Source organism: Desulfovibrio sp. Fe33, assembly GCF_028532725.1.
In the GTDB taxonomy this organism is placed as follows: Bacteria; Desulfobacterota; Desulfovibrionia; order Desulfovibrionales; family Desulfovibrionaceae; genus Pseudodesulfovibrio.
In genome coordinates this window covers 96,685-114,936 of sequence record NZ_JAQKGU010000004.1, presented here as the reverse complement: position 1 = coordinate 114,936, position 18,252 = coordinate 96,685, and the positions used below count along the sequence as shown (strand labels likewise).

Sequence of the window (18,252 nt, the reverse complement as noted above, 5' to 3'; positions counted from 1 at the left end):
GCGCGCTTGTTGATTATTGGAGCTTGTTCTTGCCGTCATCCCCGTTGGGCTCGTCCTCGCCGCCGTCATCGAGGATGAAGTCGTCCCCGGAATCGGCGGGTTTCTCGCTCACGGGCTCATAACCGGGTCCGGCGGACGAAGCGGCCCGGCCGTCGGCCGTGTAGCCCGAAGCGGTGCCGGAACCTCCGTTGCCGGATTTGCCGTTGCCGGACTTCCCGCCCTGCTCCATGGGGGGCAGTTCCTTGCCCGCCATAAGCAGATCGATGTCGGCGCCGGTGATGGTTTCGCGCTCCAGAAGCGCCATGGCGATGGCGTCGAGAATCTCGCGGTTGTCCTTTACGATGGCGGTGGCCTTTTCGTAGGCCTCCTCCACGAACCGGCGAACCTCGGAGTCGATCAGCTTGGCCGTATCCTCGCCGTAGTTCTTGTTATGAATGAGCTCGCGGCCCAGGAAGACCTGTTCCTGGTTGTCGCCGAAGCTCATGGGGCCGAGCTTGTCGGACATGCCCCACATGCAGACCATGTTGTGCGCGGTCTTGGTGGCACGCTCGATATCGTTGCTCGCGCCGGTGGTCAACTGGTCGAGAACGACCTCCTCGGCCACCCTGCCGCCCATGAGCACTGCCATGTTGTTGCAGAGATAGTTCTTTGAGTAGTTGTGACGGTCCTCGCCGGGCAACTGCATGGTCACACCAAGAGCGCGTCCGCGCGGGATGATGGAGACCTTGTGGACGGGATCGGTGCCGGGCAGAAGCTTGGCCACCAGGGCGTGACCGCCCTCATGGTAGGCCGTAGTCCGCTTGTCCTCCTCGGAGAGGATCATGGACCGCCGTTCGCGGCCGCCCATCATGACCTTGTCCTTGGCCTCCTCGAAATCGTCCATGTCCACCCGATCCTTGCCCAGCTTGGCAGCGCCGAGCGCAGCCTCGTTGACGAGGTTTTCCAGGTCGGCGCCGGAGAATCCGGGGGTGCCCTTGGCGATGATTTCCAGGTTCACCTCGGGGGCCAGCGGCGTCTTGCGGCTGTGCACCTTGAGGATGCGCTCGCGGCCGCGCAGGTCCGGATTCGGAACCACCACCTGACGGTCGAAGCGGCCGGGCCGAAGCAGAGCCGGGTCGAGCACATCGGGGCGGTTGGTGGCCGCCACCAGGATTACGCCCTCGTTGGACTCGAAGCCGTCCATTTCAACAAGCAACTGGTTCAGGGTCTGCTCGCGTTCGTCATGACCGCCGCCGAGCCCAGCGCCACGCTGACGGCCCACGGCGTCGATTTCGTCGATGAAGATGAGGCAGGGGGCGTTTTTCTTGCCCTGTGCGAACAAGTCGCGCACGCGGGACGCGCCCACGCCGACGAACATCTCAACGAAGTCCGAACCGGAGATCGAGAAAAACGGGACATTGGCCTCACCAGCCACGGCCCGCGCCAGAAGCGTCTTACCCGTACCCGGGCTGCCCACCAGGAGCACGCCCTTGGGGATGCGGCCGCCCAGTCGGGTGAACTTGCGCGGCTCGCGCAGAAAGTCCACCACCTCGGAGAGTTCTTCCTTGGCCTCGTCCACGCCGGCCACGTCGTCAAACGTGACCTTGGCGGTCTCCTCGTTTATCAGGCGCGCCTTGGAACGGCCGAAGCTCATGGCTCCGCGCCCTCCGCTACCGCCGCCCTGCATCTGGCGCATGAAGAAAATCCAGACGCCGATGAGCAGGATCATGGGGAACCAGGACAGAAGCAGGGTCATATACCACGGCGACTCGTCCGGCGGCTCGGCCTTGACCTCAACACCCTTGGAGATGAGGGTCTCGATCATGCGGGGATCTTCGGGAGCGTAGGTCTGGAACTGCTCGCCGGAGCTCTTCAGTCCGACGATCTTCTGGCCCTGTATTTTGACTTGGGCCACGGAGCCGCTGTCCACCATGGCCAGGAACTCGCTGTAGGAAGGCGTGTCCTTGGGTATTGGAGGCTGGTTGAAAAGGTTGAACAAGACGACCATCAAGATGAATATGATCGCCCAGATGACAAGATTTTTCATATGGTTGTTCAAAGGAGAGTCCTCCGTAATGGTCTAAGGAAAGGCCCGGGGGGCCCACTTGAAACCGCGTTACTGCGATTTCAGGTATCTAGAGTAATGCCGTCGTTTCAAAAATCAAGAGGATCGGCAAAAAAACTCGGATTACGGATATCCCCTACAGGGAACCCAGCCACTCCCGCAATGCCTTGATCTGTGCGGCCACGGATGCCGGGCCTGTGCCGCCCGGGGTGATTCGCCGTTTAATGGCCGCTTCGTAATCAAGCACTCCGTAGACGTCCTCACCGATTTCTCCGGAAAACCGCTTCAATTCCGAGAGCTCAAGCTCCTCGAGCCCAACGCCCTTGCCCTCGGCGTAGGCCACGGCCGCGCCAGTGATATGGTGCGCTTCCCGGAAAGGCACGCCCTTGGCCGCCAGGTAGTCGGCCAGTTCCGTGGCGTTGAGGAAACCGCGCTTGACGGTTTCGGCCATCTTGCCCGGCACGAACTCCATGAGCCGGAGCATGTCGGCCATGATGCCGAGGGACGCGACGACCGTATGGTCAGCGTCGAAGAACGGCTCCTTGTCCTCCTGGAGGTCCCGGTTGTAGGTCATGGGCAGTCCCTTCATGAGGACGAGCAGCCCCATGAGGGAGCCGACCACCCTGCCGGTCTTGCCGCGCATGATCTCGCAGGCGTCGGGATTCTTCTTCTGCGGCATGATGCTCGAACCCGTGGAATACTGGTCGGGCAGCTTCACATAACCGAAGTTCGGATTCGCCCAGATGATGAACTCCTCGCACATGCGCGACAGGTGCGTCATCACCAGGGAACCCGCGAACACGGCCTCCAGCACGAAATCACGGTCGGACACGGCATCCATGGAGTTGGCGAAGGTCGCCTCAAGGCCGAGATCGTCGGCCACGAGTTTCGGGGCCACCGGGTGGGTGGTTCCCGCCAGGGCGGCCGCGCCGAGCGGCATGACCCGGACCCTTTTCAGGGCGTCGGACACGCGCTCGTAATCACGCTTGAACATCTGGCAGTAGGCCAGCAGATGGTGACCGAGAGTCACAGGCTGGGCGGGCTGGAAGTGGGTGCAGCCGGGCAGCATGGTGTCCCGGTGCTCCTCGGCGCGGTCCACGTAGACCTTGATGAGTTCGGACAAAGCCTCCTGCCATGCGGCCAGCCGGGTCGCAACGTACAGGCGGAAATCCAGGGCCACCTGGTCGTTGCGGCTGCGCGCGGTGTGCAGCTTGCCGCCCAGGGGTCCGATGATCTCGGTCAGCCGGGACTCGACGTTCATGTGCACGTCTTCCATCTCGGCCTTCCAGACGAACTCGCCGGACTCGATTTCCGCCTTGACCTTGTCCAGGCCGTCGCAGATGGTCCGGGCCTCATCCGCGGTCAGAAAGCCCTGCTTCGCCAACATGCGGGCATGGGCCTGGGAACCGCGTATATCCTCGGCGTAGAGAAGCCGGTCAAAGGACACGGATTCGGAAAACGCCTCCATGGACGCGGCCGTCGCCTCGGCGAACCGGCCGCCCCACATCTTCTTGTCTGCCATAACTTACTCGCAGGAGTCTTCGGACTCTTTGCCGCCCCACTTGGACTGCTGCATACGTCCCTTGAGCCGCAGGCCCACCAGCTTGATGAACCCGGCGGCGTCGGCCTGATCGTACACGTAGTCTTCCTCGAAGGTAGCCAATTCGGAATTGTAAAGAGAGAACGGGGACCTGCGGCCGAGAGGCACGCAGTTGCCCTTGTACAGCTTGACACGCACGGTGCCGGTGACCTTCTCCTGGGACTTGTCGATCATGGCCTGCAAGGCCTCGCGCTCGGGCGAGAACCAGTACCCGTAATACACCATTTCGGCGTACTTGGGAATGAGGCTGTCGCGCAGGTGCATCATCTCGCGGTCCATGCACAGGCCTTCCAGGTCGCGATGCGCGGCGGCAAGAATGGTTCCGCCGGGGGTCTCGTACACGCCGCGGGACTTCATGCCCACGAAACGGTTCTCGACCATGTCGACACGTCCGATGCCGTGCTTGCCGCCCAGCTCGTTGAGCTTGGCCAGCAGGGCCGCCGGGGAATACTTGACGCTGTTGATGGCGATGGGATCGCCCGCCTCGAAATCAATGGTGATTTCCTCAGGCTCGTCCGGGCACTTCTCCGCCGGCATGATATTGCGGTAGCAGTCCGGGCCGGGCGCGTTCCACGGATCTTCCAACTCGCCGCCCTCGAAGGAGGTGTGCAGCAGGTTGGCGTCGATGGACCACGGCTTCTTGCGGCTGACCGGAATGGGAATGTCGTTTTCCTGGGCGAAATTCATCAGATCGGTGCGAGACTTGAGCTCCCATTCGCGCCAGGGGGCGATGGTGACCAGTCTCGGGTTCAGGGCCATGGTGGCCAATTCGAAGCGGACCTGGTCGTTGCCCTTGCCGGTGGCGCCGTGGGCCACGGCCTGGGCGCCTTCCATTTCGGCGATCTCGACCATGCGCTTGGAGATCAGCGGCCGTGCGATGGCCGTGCCCAGCAGGTAGCGGCCCTCGTACAGGGCGTTCGCCCGGAACATGGGGAACACGTAATCACGCACGAATTCCTCGCGCAGGTCCTCGACGTAAGCCTTGACCGCGCCGGTCTTGAGCGCCTTGGCCTCGATGCCGTCCATCTCCTCGCCCTGGCCGAGATCCGCAGTCATGCAGATCACGTCGCAATCGTAGTTGTTCTTCAGCCACTTGAGAATGATGGAGGTGTCCAGGCCGCCGGAGTAGGCCAACACGACCTTGTCTATCTTCTGCATTGAATAGTCCTCGTTGCTTGTCGAATTATTTAAAGACCCACTCAAGGATCGCCTTTTGCGCATGAAGCCGGTTCTCGGCCTGGTCCCAGACGATGGAGGCCGGGGATTCGAACACGGCCTCGGAAACTTCCTCGCCGCGATGGACGGGCAGGCAGTGCATGAAACAGGCGCCGGATGCGGCCCGGCCCATGAGGGCCTCGTCCACCATGAACCCGACGAACGCGGCCTCGCGTTTCTTCTGCTCCTCTTCCTGGCCCATGGACGCCCACACGTCGGTGTTGACGTAGTCCGCCCCGGCCACGGCTTCCTTGGGATTGCTGGTCAGGGTGATCTTGGCGCCCATGTTCACCGCCTTGTCCATGATGGCCATGTCGGGGGTGTACCCTTCGGGGCAGGCGAGGCGCAGTTCGTATCCGAAGGCGGCCGCGCCGTTGATGAAGGAATGGGCCATGTTGTTGCCGTCTCCCACCCAGGCCACCTTGACCTTTTCCAGATCGGGGGTGCGCTCGTACATGGTCAGCACATCGGCCATGACCTGGCACGGGTGGTATTCGTCGGTCAGGGCGTTGACCACCGGGATATCGCCGAAGTCGACCAGGGTTTCCAATTTCTCCTGGCCAAAGGTTCGCACGATGAGCCCGTCGGCGTATCGGGAGAGGACGCGGGCAGTGTCCTTGAGCGGTTCGCTGCGGCCGAGCTGGGAGTCGCGGGCGGTGATGAACACCGGGTCCCCGCCCAACTGGCGCACGCCGACTTCAAAGGACACGCGGGTCCGGGTGGACGCCTTCTCGAAAATCAGCAGCAGGGTTTTGCCGTCCAGAAGATCGGTGCGGACTTTATTGTCCTTCATTTCCTTGGCGCGCAGAATGACCTGCTTCGCCTCGTCCCTGGGCATGTCCAGAATGGTCAAAAAATGTTTGGGCATCGTACGGTTACTCCATCATCTATTGCCGTGATATCAGGAAAGAGATGGATTTTGGCCCAGATTAATTTGAATGTAAAGGAATTTGGCCGGCCGAAAACCGGCGGAACCAAGGCGGGCCGGGGCGCGCGGTTCAGGAGTGCTTCTTGAGCCAATCGTAAAACTGCTTGAGAGTCAGGGACCTGCTGGCCGGTCCGCTGCGAACGTAAAACTCCTCGCCCTTGGACGCGTCGAGGATAACCGGGGCCGAAGCCGGGACGCAATGCACGCGCAGCACCCGTTTTCCCTCCACCTTGATGATCCGGCTGTCCATGTAACGCGAGAATTCCGCTCCGATGTGCCGGTCCACAAGGTTGTTGAAGTGCAGAAGCGCCTTGTCGTCGCTGTCGAACCCGTCCTCGTCGAAGCCGGTCACGGAGCCGTCGTCGGCCACGCCCACAAGCAGGGTGCCGCCCTCGGTATTGAGAAAGGCGGACACGGTTTTAAGGCTGGCGTGTTCGATCTCCTTGCCGTTCTTGCCGGATTTGAGATTGAAACGCAAAGTCTGCTTGAATTCGAGCCTGCCGCCCTCGCCCGAGCGGATGAGCGCCTGCACATCCGTCCCCGAGACAGCGGCCTCGCGCTTCATGCCCATGGCCTCGATCCGCGCCCTGTTGCGGTGCAGGACAAAGAGCACGCCGAAGGCGATAAGAATGAGGACCACCGCCCCGGCCTGAAGGAAAGAATCGCTGGTCAGGGTGGAGAGGACGTTCTTGCGGGGAACGGCCACCCCCAGGGAAAGGGTGTCGCCGAAGATGGACAGCGGTTTTGCCCAGGTCCACCAGACTTCACCGTCCACGATAAAAGGAAACGGCTTGACCTGATCGCCCTTGAAACGGGCGGCCAGCCCGGTCACGGCCTGCCGGACCACTGGATCGGTAAGCTCTTCCGCCGTCAACACCTGCCCGACGGCCCCCACGGGCGCATCCGCGCCGAGGCCGCTGACGGGTATGGCCCGGCCGTCGCCCCAGTAGAGAAAAATCCGTTCGGCTCCGCCGTGCTCGGCCTCGTTGAGATGGGAAAGTATGGCCTCGGCCTGGAAGGCGAAGGAAAGCATGAGCCGCTCGCCGTCGCCCGACGACACCAGGGTGGATGCCGTGAGCCAGGCCGCCTTGACGTTATGGAACCGGCCCGCGCTGCGCCAGTTGACCTGGCCGGGCTCCAAGTGATTGAACTCTTCGACCAGGACCTGATCCACCTGGGAAAGATCGAGTCCGCCGTCCGAAAACGGCGCATCGTCCGGCTTGCCGTTCTTGATAAGCTTGGAGGTCACGGCGCTGTGCATCTCGTCGGGCACGGCCTCGACCATGCCCCCGTACCGCCGGGTAAGCAGATAGCGCAACCCCTGCCCGTCGCTGACCATGATGGCGGTCAGCGACTCGTGCTGCCTGAGGACAGCGCCCAACTCATTGCGCAGGGCTTCGGGCTTGAGGCTCTTGAGCAGTCCCGCGCCGATCTCCTGATTGGTGCTGCGCACCGCATTGAGCAGCACGGTCACAGCTCCGGACAAGCCGCGCGCCGAATTCTCCACGGCCACCACGGCCGCATCGCGCCGGATCTCCCGCACGCCCAGGTAGGCCAACCCGCCAATGGCCGCCACCGTGCAGATGACGCCGTAAAAAACCAGCAGATAGAGTTGCCTGCCCCGGAGAGCGCGCATTGCTAGCCGACCTCCCCGGCGTCCCCGTATTCGAGGAGGACCTGATCCACGGCCGCATCGGTCATGTCGAACATGACTTCACCGTGATCGAACCCCGCCAGGTGAAGCATCCCGTGGCCAAGCAGCCTGGCCAGATGCTCCAGCGGAACCTGGCCGTACAGGTCGGTCTCGCGGGCTAACGCGTCCACGGACAGGGCCAGTTCGCCAAGGTACTCGCCGTCGGAATCGTCTTTCCCTTCGTCCATGCCGTCGGCATCCTCTGTGTCCTCGGCATCATCGAAATCATGTGCCGGAAAGCTCAGGATGTTGGTCGGGCCGGTGCAGCCCAGGAATTCCCGGTTGAGCCGCGCGATCTCGCGGTCGTCCACCAGCTTGAGAATGAAGGTGCCGCCGGTCAACCCCAGGGCGTCCAGCAAAGTCCCGGCCAGCGCGCCCAGTTCACGCCGGGAAAGGGGGAACCTCGGATCGAGCCGGGTCTCGCAAAGGATATCCGCCGGTCCGCTCACGATCACTCCCCGTTGCCTTCGTGGACCTCGTAGGCCCTGACTATGCGCCCCACCAGGGGATGGCGGATGACGTCCTTCTCGTCGAAGGCGACGAACTTCACGCCCTCGACCCCTTCCAGGATACGCCGTGCGTGGAGCAGGCCGGACTTGGAATGGACCGGCAGGTCGATCTGGGTGACGTCGCCGGTGACGACGGCCTTGGAGCCGAAGCCGAGCCGGGTCAGAAACATCTTCATCTGCTCGGGAGTCGTGTTCTGGGCCTCGTCCAAGATGATGAAGGAGTCGTTCAAGGTACGGCCGCGCATGAAGGCCAGCGGGGCCACCTCAATCACCCCGGACTCCTGATAGTCCTGTACCTTGGCGAAATCGAGCATGTCGTGCAGGGCGTCATACAGCGGGCGGAGGTACGGATTGATTTTCTCCGCCAGATCGCCGGGCAGAAAGCCAAGTTTCTCCCCCGCCTCCACCGCGGGCCGGGTCAGGACGATGCGCTTGACCTCTCGGCGGACCAGCGCCCCTACGGCCATGGCCACGGCCAGATAGGTCTTGCCCGTGCCTGCGGGGCCGATGCCGAACGTCATGTCCGAATCGCGGATGGCGTCGAGATATTCACGCTGGTTCAGAGACTTGGGCGACACGGTCCGTTTTCCCGAAGTTGCATAGACGTCGCCCTTGAAGACCTCGCCCACGTCTGCCGAAGGCTGACGCTCAAGGATACGGCAGGCGAAATCCACCTCCTGCGGGTACACGGACTTGCCGCGCCGAATCATGGCGTAGAGCTGGGTCAGGACCTGGGCGGCCAGATCGCCCTTGTCGTCCTCCCCTTCCCCGGTCTGGATGATGAGAGTGTTGCCCCGGCTTTCGATGCGCACCCCGAGGCGTTCGCCCAACAATTTCAGGTGCTGCCCCTGAGGACCGAAAAGCTGACTGGCCATCTGGCCGTCGTCGAATTCTAATTTGGTTGAAGACAGAACGGTTTCCTCCGTATCAATCCTTGGCGCGCAGGAACATCCACCTGCACGCCTTGCGCTCCAGCACGTTGGCGACCTCATACAAGGCCGCGCCCATGATGGACATTCCCAGGATACCCGAGAACATGGTCAAATAATCCATGGCCCCCCAGGCATCCATAATCATATAGCCCAGCCCCCTGGTGGTGGCAAAGGATTCCACGAAAAAAAGCACGGCCACGGACACGCCGGTGCCGAGCCGGAGGGCCGTGAATCCATGCGGCAGGGCCGCCGGAAGCAGGACCTCAAGCAGAACGTCCATCCTGGAGCCGCCCAGGGAGCGGACCGAGTCGAAATACTTGGGATGGATGGAGCGCACCCCGTCGCGGGTTGTGACCAGGATCTGGTAGCCGAGGATAAGGGCTATCATGGCGATCTTGGAAGTGTCGCCCAACCCGAGCAACAGCAGAAAGATGGGCAGAAGCACGATCTTGGGCACGGGATAGGTCAAAAAAACGAAAGGAGCCATGATCTTGTCCACCCGCCTGACGCTGCCCATAACCAGCCCCAGGGGAAAGGCGATCACCCAGGCCAGCGCCATGGCGGTCACCGAACGGTACAGGCTGACCCCGAAATGCTCCCAGAAAATTCGCGTGGTCATGGCCTCGGCGAGAGCGGCCAAAGCGTCCTCGGGATGCGGCAGGACGACTCCGCCCAGGGACAGGGCCGCCAGTTTCCACAAGACGCCCAGGACCAGGATCACGAGGCCGTAGCGCAACATGGCGGTGAACAGCTTCACCACTGGGCCTCCACGGTATGACGCAGCTCCCTGAGCAGCGAGAAGCACGCCTCGGTGTCGCGGATGCGCGCGTCGCCGAAGCCCGGATTGTCGAACACGGCCACGGGCCGGGCCGGACGGGCGGACATGACCATGATCCGCTGCCCGAGCATGACCGCCTCCTCCAGGGAATGCGTGACCAACACATAGGGCACCCTGCGCGCCTGCCATGCGTCGAGCAGAGCCAACTGCAAACGCTCGCGGGTCAAGGCGTCCAGAGAGGAAAAGGGTTCGTCCAGGAGGGTCAGCCGGGGACGGGTGACGAAGGCCCGGGCGATGGCCACCCGCTGCTGTTCGCCGCCCGAGAGGTTGGCCGGGTAGTCGTCGTCCCGCCCGACGATGCCGACTTCGGCAAGCTGGGCGCGCGCCAGCTCCATACGTTCCTTCCGGCCCACGCCCTGAATCTTGAGCCCCAGGGCGACGTTGTCGATGACAGTGCGCCAGGGGAGCAGGCCATAGTCCTGAAGGATGATGGAGATGTCGGAAGCCGGGCCGGTTATGGGCCTGCCGTCCAGAAGCGCCCGTCCCACGTCCGGAGAAGACAACCCGCTCAACAGATAAAGCAGAGTCGTCTTGCCGCAGCCGGACGGACCGACAACGGCCAGGGTCTCCCCTTCCGAAAGGGTGAACGACACGTCCGAAATGACGGACTTCCCGTCATAGGACTTGCCCAGATTCTCCGCAGTCAGCATGAGCTACTTGATCTCCGGGGGCAGCGCCACGGCGTCGGGCACGCGCTTCTTGAGCAACCCCTGGGCCACCATCCAATCCTGGACCTCGGCCAGCTCCGACGACGCGGGCAGCGCGGGCGCGGGGAACGGATACACCGGGAACCGGGAAATCAGCGGTTTGGGAATGCGGCAGGTCTCGGCCATCAGCGGACGGTACTTCTCCGGGTTCTCGGCCAGGAGACGGACCGCCTCGCCGTAGGCGGCCATGAACTTGGCATAGGCGTCCCCGCCGTTGTCGAAATATTGCTTGTGCAGGCAAAGCACGGTCAGGGGCAAATCCAGATTCTCGGCAGTGGTCAGGACGCTGCCGCCCTTGAGTCGGGCCAGGGAGAGAAGCGGCTCGGGCAACAGTGCTGCGTCCATCTGGTCGGTCAGGAGCATCTGGAGGCGGATGGGCAGTTTCTTGACTTCCACCCGCTCGAAATAGTCGTGCCCCACGCCGAAACGATCCTCCAGCTTGTCGGCCAGAAACTCCATCACCGTGGATTTGGACAACGTCAGGGTGCGGCCCTTCATTTCGGCCAGAGTCCGGTCGCGCCCGGCGGGCGACAGCGCGATGCCGAACATGGGATAGCCCGGCGTGGTGCGCCAGGATGTCAGGACGATGTGCATGGGCACACCCCGGTCCAAAAGCAGATATGTGGCGACCAGATCACCGAAATAGCCGTCGATCTGCCCCGCCTGCATGGCCGTGTCGCGCTCCAGCGCGGACATGAAGCGGACCAGGCTCACGTCCAGCCCATGGCGGGAGAACAGCCCTTCCCTGTCGGCCACCTGCAACGGCAACGTGTCGATAACCGGCAGGATGCCGAAACGAATTTTGATATTTTCCGCGCGAACGGTGGTGGCCAGGGCCAGAACCACGGCCACGGCGAGGAGTATTTTCTTCATGCCTCTTCCCCTTGAATTTGCTGGCGGAGTTTTTAACATGATGCGCAGAGAAAGGAAAGACGGGGCAACCTGCGCCGCCCCGTCCGAAAATGCGTACCGGCCCTGCCGTCGGCCAGCTTCATGCTAATGGCCGTGGGAATGACCATGGGAATGGCCAGGCAGGAAGCTCTTGGCCACCAGCGCCAAGGTAAGCAAGGCGGACGCCACGCCAATCCAGTGCGGCAACAGCTCGCTCACATCGGACACCACGGCGCGGATGTCCAGGCCGAGCGCGACATAGATGTGGTCCGTAACCCAGGCCAGGACCAGGGAACAGACGACGATTGAAGCCACATACAGCCCGGCGGCCCGCTTGCCCAGGGTCTTGAGCATGACCGTGATGGTCGCCCCGTTGGTGGCCGGTCCCGCCAGAAGAAAGACCAAAGCCGCACCCGGCGAAAGGCCCTTGAGCAAAAGCGAGGCCGCTATGGGAGTGGAGGCCGTGGCGCAAACATAGAGCGGCAGGGCCACGACCAGCATAACAAGATAGGAAAACATGCCGGTGCCCACATAACTATCCAGCGCATTCTCGGGAATGGCCGCCGAAATGATCCCGGCGATGACGACGCCAACCAGCAGCCAGCGGCCGATATCCTCTATCATCTCTCCGAAGGCGTGGCGCATCCCTGCCATGAAACGCCCCGCCACGGTCGGAGAGGGCGCGGACGCGCAGGAACCGCCACAGCCGCAGCCGGTGCAGCCTGCCGAACTCCCTGCGAGACCGGCGAGGGGCTGGGCCTCCGCCTTGTCGTCAGGGAAGGCGTTGATGAGCAGCCCCGCAAAAACGGCGGTGATTGTCGCGGCCACGGGACGGATGACGGTCATTAGCGGATCGATGAGCGCATACGTCACGGCCATGGAATCCACGCCCGTCTCGGGGGTGGAGATCATGAAGGCCGTGGTCGCCCCCTTGCTGGCGCCCTGCCTGCGCAGACCGAGCGCCGCAGGCAGCACGCCGCAGGAGCACAGGGGCAGCGGCACGCCGATGACCGCCGCCTTGAGCACCGCGCCCAGCGATTTTCCGCCCAGATGGCGGGCCATGAATGAATCGGGGACGAATCCCTTGAGCAGACCGGCCACGAAAAAACCGAAGAGCACATACGGTGCGGCCTCAACCAGAACATGCCATGACTCGGCAATAATATTGACTAAAATATCGATCATGCGGGAACCTGCGGTCACACTTTATTCACAATTGAGCATCTATTCATAAGACTAGGCAAAAAAAAGGAGGAGGCGGGCTACGCCTCTTCCTTGATGTGATCCAATCCCTGGGAGACCAGATTGCGCACATGGTCGTCGTCCAGGGAATAAAAGACGTTCTTGCCTTCCTTGCGGTAGCGCACCAGCTTGGCGGCCCGGAGCAGCCGCAACTGATGGGATATGGCCGACTGGGACATATCCAGGACCTCGGCCAGGGCGCAGACGCACAACTCGCCGAGGGACAAGGCATACAAAATTCGAACCCGGGTGTAATCGCCCAAGGCCTTGAAAAGTTCTGCCAAAAACAGGAACTCCCGCTCCGAAAGCATGGAATCACGGGCGGCGGACACGTTTTTAGCGTGCTGTTCGGTATCGCTGCAAGCTACGTTCGACATTTCTTCCCTCACATGAATATTCACTCATTTGTCATAACAATACGGTCATACAGGCCGGATGTCAAGTCCGGCCCGTTTCAAACGACCAAAATGAGCGGTCCGTGGCGCCTCCCTATCCCAAGCCGAGGCTGTCCAAAGTGAGGACCTTGCGAGCCGCGCGATCCAGAATGCGGTCGAGGAGTTCGGCGTGTTCCAGGCCCGAGGCCCGCACTTCCGCCATGAGTCCGGCCACGATCTTTTCCTGGGCGAGATAGCCGAGGACGACTTCGCGCACGTCGCGCAAAGAGACAAGACGGTCGGCCCACCCCAGCCCCTCCTGATAAAGCATCTTGGCGGAGAGGAAGGAAGCGAGCAAGGCCAGTTGATGAGCGCGCGGCAAGTCGTTCACCAACCGGTCGCGGTACCGTTCCGCCAGCACGGCCGGGCAGTAGGCCAACAGGACCTCGACCAGGGCCGGATCGTCGGCCACCCGCTCAACGGACTCCTTGAGCACGGCGTCCACGTGGTCCGCCAGGGAGTTGATGGACTCGGACAGAGCGTAGGAGAGCTGGGTGATGGTCCGTTCCCCCCCGGCCAGTTTGTATTCGCGCATGAGCAGATGCGCTTCGGAGCGCGCCCGCTGTCGGAGAATGACCAGAAGCTGCGCGATGTACTGCTCCTTGATTCCGATGAACTCCTCTTCGCTGAGGACGAGCCCGGCGAGGATTTCGTAGGAGGAGCAGATGACGCCCGTCTTGTTGGCCGAGGGGCCGGGCACGGCCAGGACCCCTGCCCGCTCGAGCATGGCGCGCGCGTCCGGCGAGATGAAGATGTTCGCCCCTTCGACGATGCCGCGCGCCGAAGGAGTGCCGTCCTTTTGCAGGAACTCCTTCCAGTTGGACATGTTCATCGTATCCGGCCTACCGCCTGACGGGATGAAGATGTCGGCCACGGCCGTGTTGTGGAGGGTGTTGCGGATGCGGGTGCCTTCCGGCTCCGCCGTGGAGACCACGAAGGCCCCTTCGCCCCTGAGCTCCGCACGGCTGAAATCGGCGGCCTTGAGATTGTTGTCCATGAGCCTGAGCAGTTCGCCGTGGTTCATGCCCTCTGGATCATACACCGCGCCGTGGCCGTCGGTCATGGCGACGATCTTCGCGTTCCCGCCGAACTCCCGAATAAGGATGCGCATGACGTTGGAGGCCACGTCACCGGCCGGTCCGCCGGTGATCTTGACCGAGAACGGTTCGTTCGCCGGGTCGATGCCGAGCGTGCGCAACAACTCCTCGGCGAAGACGATGACCCCTTCGGATGTGACGCCGTACTTCTTGTGGGGAATGCCCGCGCCGGGTTTGGAGCTCATGAAGGCACTGGGCCACTTGTAGCCGCGCCGGGCGGCCCTGTCGGCCATCCACTGGATGTGCTCCGGGGTGATGTTCTCGTCCGGGCCGAGGAAAATGATCTCCTCGCGGCCCAGATAGTCTACGATGCCGGGTTGGACAAAGCCGTTGCTCCCCTCGGGCGCGACGAGCAGGTCCAGGAAGGAGTCGACCATGGACTTGACCGCCAGGTCGATGTCGCCATCGGGTCCGAGCAGGATGACCGCCTTGGAACCGCCCTCCGGAATGTCCTTGTTCTTGAACTGCTGGGCGCGCGCCAGCTTGGTGACTTCGTCGAGCAGACGGTTGGACTCCACCTCGAACTGCTCCTGGCTCCATGTGCGAACCACGCGGACTCCGCCCCGGGCCATGTCGCGATAGCGCACATGGAAGGCCCAGCTGTACGGACCGTGGAAGCAATACACGCCGAAGGGACGCTCCTTCCTTGGCAGCGGAGCCAGAATCAACGGATCGAGACGGAAGCTCAATCCGAGCTTGTGCTCAAGATAATAGTTGGTCCGCAGGGTATAGCGGAAGAATTTATAAACATAAGTCAGGATGTCGCGATGAATGGAGTTGTCCACATCCCTGATTGCCGAACGCACCAGCTCACGCTGCTCGCGCATGGCGGCGGCGCGGTCTCCGGCGAAGGCCGGATCGAAACGGACCTCGAAATACCGCATGAGCAGACGGGTGACCGCCCGATGCTTGAGGAGGGCGTAAACGATGCGCGACGAAGTGTAGGCATGGAGATCCTTGCGAATGAGGAACTGGTGGGCGAACTCCCCGGCGGCCTGCATGAGCATGACCTGTCCCAGCTCCCAGCCGTCGTCGTACGCCAGAGCCTCCAGGCCGTGCGGCGCGAACCACTTGCACATCTCAAGCTGACGTTTGAGCCGCAACCACCGCTCGTCTCCCTCGTTGAGGTCGATACGCTTCCTGTCGAGATAAAAGCTCATGATGGAAATGGCGGACTGGCCCGGTCGCTCGAACTCGTCGGCATACGCCCTGTCCACGGGCACCCCTTCCCGCCCGAAAACGTTGACCACCGTATGCAGCAGCCCCTTCTTGGGCGGCTGGACCATGGCCACGCCGACGCGGTCGAAACCGGGGCGCACGTCCTTTTCAAGCTGAACCTGCACCCGTTCCTGATTCTCCAGGCAGCCGCAGGTCTTGAAGTGACGCACGGCGCGGCCCGGCTCGAACTTCTCCATGTAATCGTCGCTGACCCAGCCCAGGAACCGCTCGAAACCGTTCAGGTCGGCGGCGGCGAGCCCCATTTCCCCGGCCTTCGCCCTTTCCAGGACATCCTTCACCGTGGCGTTGTCCGCCGCGCAGGCAGGCTGCGGCGCGAGGACAAAGGTATCCAGCCTGAGGGAATCGTCCCGGCTGGAATAGAGACGCGCGTGCTGAATGTCCTTGTCCCTGTACTGATCGAGCACCCGGCCGAGCGTGTCCATGTCTCCGCCATGGGATATATGCGTCACCCGCGAACCACACGGGCTGTGCAGAGCGAGGGCCTGTCTTTCCTTGCGGACCATGCCCGAGACGAGCGCCATCAGATGCCTGACCTGTTCGTCTTCGCTGTGGGTCTGGAAATAGTACTCGGGCATATTGCCGTAAAACCAGGGCACCAGTTCGGCGGCCGAGCCTTCCAGGGTTTTCAGAAGCTTCTTCCTGACCTTCGCCGGATCGTCGTGAGTCTCGGTATTCATCGCGCATCATCCTTTTGTTCAAGAATTTTTTACACGTATCCGCCGATTGTGCCTTCGCGCCACCCCTGCGTCAACCCAATAAGGCAAATCACATTCACACCTTCAACCCGTTATAAATGTCCATCCCCGCAATCTAATGGCGTGGACAGGAAACGGGTGACGTCGTATGGGAAAAGACAAACGTCCACCGTAACAGGAACCCGATTCGGGAGTAAAAAATATGAGTAGAAACGCCATAGATACCGGCATTCTCCTGGAGACGGGAACCAACGAGCTCGAAATACTCGAATTCTACATCAACGAGGTTCGCGAGCCGGGAAAGGAACCCGTACCCAACTTCTTCGGCATCAACGTGGCCAAGGTCATGCAGGTCATCGAGACGCCCAACCTCGACCCGCCGGAATCCGCCCCGCATCCTTCGTTCATGGGGACCATCCCGCTGCGCGACCTCATCCTGCCGGTGCTGGACCTGTCCGTCTGGCTCGAATTGGACATGCCCAAGACGGAGCGCGACATCGTCATCGTCACCGAATTCAGCAAATCCGTGACGGGATTCCTGGTGTCGGGCGTAACCGAAATCCACCGCGTCGGCTGGGGCGAGGTCATCCCGCCCTCCAGCATCATCTCGACCAACACCGACGCCATCGTCGGCCTCATCGACAAGGGCGACTACTTCGTCCAGCTCCTGGACCTCGAGACCATCCTCTCGCAGTTCGAACCGGACGACGGTGTGGAAATGGCCGTCTCCGCCAACGAATACACGGTCCTCGTGGCCGACGATTCGGCCACCATCCGGGCCATGATAAAGGCCAACCTGACCGAGGCCAATTTCAAGCCCATCGTCACCAACAACGGCGACGAGGCCCTGCGCGCCATCATGGACATCAAGGCCAGGGCCGAAGCCGAGGGCAAGGACGTCACCGAATATGTGGATCTGATCATCTCCGACATCGAGATGCCTCTCATGGACGGCTTCAGCCTGACCAAACGGATCAAGGAAGACCCGGTCCTGCAAGCGCTGCCGGTCATCCTGTACTCGTCCATCATCACAAACGAGTTGCGGCACAAGGGTGAATCGGTGGGCGCGGACATGCAGATATCCAAACCCGACCTGCACACAATCCCGCAGGTGGCCCTCGACCTCATCGAAGGCGGTGCCCGCTGATGGCGATGAACGATCAGGTGATCGAGATTTTTCTGGAGGAAACTGCGGAGCGGCTCGACTCCATCGAATCGGGCCTGCTCCATTTGGAGACCTGCGGCCTCGACTGCGGCGACGAGACCATCAATTCAATCTTCCGCGACGCCCATTCCGTCAAGGCAGGCTCCAACCTGCTCAAGCTGACGAACATCGAGGACCTGGCCCACAAGCTGGAAAACGTCCTGGAGATGATCCGCCGAAAGGAAATAGCCCCCTCGGAGATGGTCGTCACCGCCTGCCTCGAATCCGTGGACAAGCTCCGCGAGCTCATCGAGAACGTCGAGCAGAGCGAAACCATCTCCACCCGCCTCCACCAGCACATGCTCGATGTGGCCGTACAGAAGACGCTGAACGGGGAATGATCTCGCCGCGCCCTTCCCCTCCGGGCTGCCCGCCGCTTCGCGGGAGACGACCGCGGAGGGCCGCGCACGGCAACGGACGCGGCGCGGCCAAGAGCGGATCGCCCGCCCTTTCGCGATGATTCGGCGTCAGTTCTCCAAAGTCGCCAGGAGCTCCTGCGCCTCGGTCATGCGGGTGAACGACGTATTCTTGAAGACCTCGCTCTCCGCGGCCTTGACGAACTCGTCATAGGTCATGATCCGGAAATTCATCATCACCCCCCTGGCCTTGAAATACATTTCAAGAAAGGCGAAGACCTGCTCGTCGGCCAGCCGCCCGGCAAGCTCGCGGCCGTTGTTCAGAGAGGTGAAAGGCTTGTTCATGCCGCCCAGGAGAAACATGTCCAGGCCGGACGCGCCGTCCGTGACCACCCCGAGCAAATTGAAGGTATGCAGCCGGGCCGCGAACTCTTCGGTCATGTTCGGCAGGTCGAGAAGGTCCTTCTTCGGGTACATGCCCACAAAGACCATCTGCCCGCCCTCTTCGGACATGGTATGACGAAAGACATGCTCGTCCCGGTTTTTCCGGGCGGCCTTGACGGTTTCGTAGAGGTCGAGGGCAAAGGCGAGTTTCAAGTCCCGCGCGACTTTTTCGTCCATGTGAATC

General features: G+C 62.1%; 16 protein-coding genes. 2 read left to right on the top strand and 14 right to left on the bottom strand.

Annotation, left to right across the window (positions count from 1 at the left end; all coding sequences use genetic code 11):
• Positions 1 to 13: 13 nt before the first annotated feature.
• From ftsH to PSN43_RS07415, 13 genes are all read right to left on the bottom strand, one after another.
• Complete coding sequence (ftsH, locus tag PSN43_RS07475; RefSeq protein WP_272700101.1) at positions 14 to 2,038, bottom strand: ATP-dependent zinc metalloprotease FtsH; 2,025 nt, start codon at positions 2,036 to 2,038, stop codon at positions 14 to 16.
• A 142-nt stretch (positions 2,039 to 2,180) separates the two neighbouring features.
• Positions 2,181 to 3,566 (bottom strand): argininosuccinate lyase, encoded by a 1,386-nt coding sequence (gene argH / locus PSN43_RS07470; protein WP_272700100.1) that lies wholly within the window; start codon positions 3,564 to 3,566, stop codon positions 2,181 to 2,183.
• 3 nt (positions 3,567 to 3,569) lie between these two features.
• The gene (locus PSN43_RS07465) at positions 3,570 to 4,802 is read right to left on the bottom strand and encodes an argininosuccinate synthase (RefSeq protein WP_272700099.1); all 1,233 of its coding nucleotides are present in this window, start codon (positions 4,800 to 4,802) and stop codon (positions 3,570 to 3,572) included.
• A 25-nt stretch (positions 4,803 to 4,827) separates the two neighbouring features.
• The gene (gene argF / locus PSN43_RS07460) at positions 4,828 to 5,727 is read right to left on the bottom strand and encodes an ornithine carbamoyltransferase (protein ID WP_272700098.1); all 900 of its coding nucleotides are present in this window, start codon (positions 5,725 to 5,727) and stop codon (positions 4,828 to 4,830) included.
• A 130-nt stretch (positions 5,728 to 5,857) separates the two neighbouring features.
• The gene (locus tag PSN43_RS07455; RefSeq protein WP_272700097.1) at positions 5,858 to 7,423 is read right to left on the bottom strand and encodes an AlbA family DNA-binding domain-containing protein; all 1,566 of its coding nucleotides are present in this window, start codon (positions 7,421 to 7,423) and stop codon (positions 5,858 to 5,860) included.
• Between the two features lie 2 nt (positions 7,424 to 7,425).
• Positions 7,426 to 7,935, bottom strand: coding sequence for an rRNA maturation RNase YbeY (gene ybeY / locus PSN43_RS07450; protein WP_272700096.1), 510 nt, complete (start codon positions 7,933 to 7,935; stop codon positions 7,426 to 7,428).
• The gene (locus PSN43_RS07445) at positions 7,932 to 8,864 is read right to left on the bottom strand and encodes a PhoH family protein (RefSeq protein ID WP_272700095.1); all 933 of its coding nucleotides are present in this window, start codon (positions 8,862 to 8,864) and stop codon (positions 7,932 to 7,934) included. The genes ybeY and PSN43_RS07445 overlap by 4 nt, the downstream gene beginning before the upstream one ends.
• Positions 8,865 to 8,916: 52 nt before the next feature.
• Positions 8,917 to 9,660 carry an ABC transporter permease gene (locus tag PSN43_RS07440; RefSeq protein ID WP_442874867.1) on the bottom strand — a complete coding sequence of 248 codons (744 nt, stop codon included), beginning with the start codon at positions 9,658 to 9,660 and terminating at the stop codon, positions 8,917 to 8,919.
• Between the two features lie 14 nt (positions 9,661 to 9,674).
• Positions 9,675 to 10,409 (bottom strand): ABC transporter ATP-binding protein, encoded by a 735-nt coding sequence (locus PSN43_RS07435; RefSeq protein ID WP_272700093.1) that lies wholly within the window; start codon positions 10,407 to 10,409, stop codon positions 9,675 to 9,677.
• 3 nt (positions 10,410 to 10,412) lie between these two features.
• Positions 10,413 to 11,339 (bottom strand): ABC transporter substrate-binding protein, encoded by a 927-nt coding sequence (locus PSN43_RS07430; RefSeq protein ID WP_272700092.1) that lies wholly within the window; start codon positions 11,337 to 11,339, stop codon positions 10,413 to 10,415.
• A 123-nt stretch (positions 11,340 to 11,462) separates the two neighbouring features.
• Positions 11,463 to 12,539, bottom strand: a complete 1,077-nt coding sequence (locus tag PSN43_RS07425) for an SO_0444 family Cu/Zn efflux transporter (protein ID WP_272700233.1) — start codon at positions 12,537 to 12,539, stop codon at positions 11,463 to 11,465.
• Positions 12,540 to 12,619: 80 nt separating this feature from the next.
• On the bottom strand, positions 12,620 to 12,976 hold the full coding sequence (locus PSN43_RS07420) for an ArsR/SmtB family transcription factor (RefSeq protein WP_272700091.1): 357 nt from the start codon (positions 12,974 to 12,976) through the stop codon (positions 12,620 to 12,622).
• 112 nt (positions 12,977 to 13,088) lie between these two features.
• The gene (locus PSN43_RS07415; protein ID WP_272700090.1) at positions 13,089 to 16,046 is read right to left on the bottom strand and encodes an NAD-glutamate dehydrogenase domain-containing protein; all 2,958 of its coding nucleotides are present in this window, start codon (positions 16,044 to 16,046) and stop codon (positions 13,089 to 13,091) included.
• 220 nt (positions 16,047 to 16,266) lie between these two features.
• Here PSN43_RS07415 and PSN43_RS07410 point away from each other — a divergent pair, with 220 nt between their 5' ends.
• Both PSN43_RS07410 and PSN43_RS07405 read left to right on the top strand, forming a co-directional pair.
• A complete protein-coding gene (locus tag PSN43_RS07410; protein WP_272700089.1) occupies positions 16,267 to 17,211 on the top strand; it encodes a chemotaxis protein in 945 nt (314 codons plus the stop codon).
• A complete protein-coding gene (locus tag PSN43_RS07405; protein ID WP_272700088.1) occupies positions 17,211 to 17,609 on the top strand; it encodes an Hpt domain-containing protein in 399 nt (132 codons plus the stop codon). Before PSN43_RS07410 ends, PSN43_RS07405 begins: the two co-directional genes overlap by 1 nt.
• Before the next feature lie 126 nt (positions 17,610 to 17,735).
• Here the strand turns inward: PSN43_RS07405 and PSN43_RS07400 are convergent, their stop codons facing one another.
• A complete protein-coding gene (locus PSN43_RS07400) occupies positions 17,736 to 18,245 on the bottom strand; it encodes a hypothetical protein (RefSeq protein ID WP_272700087.1) in 510 nt (169 codons plus the stop codon).
• Positions 18,246 to 18,252: the final 7 nt, after the last annotated feature.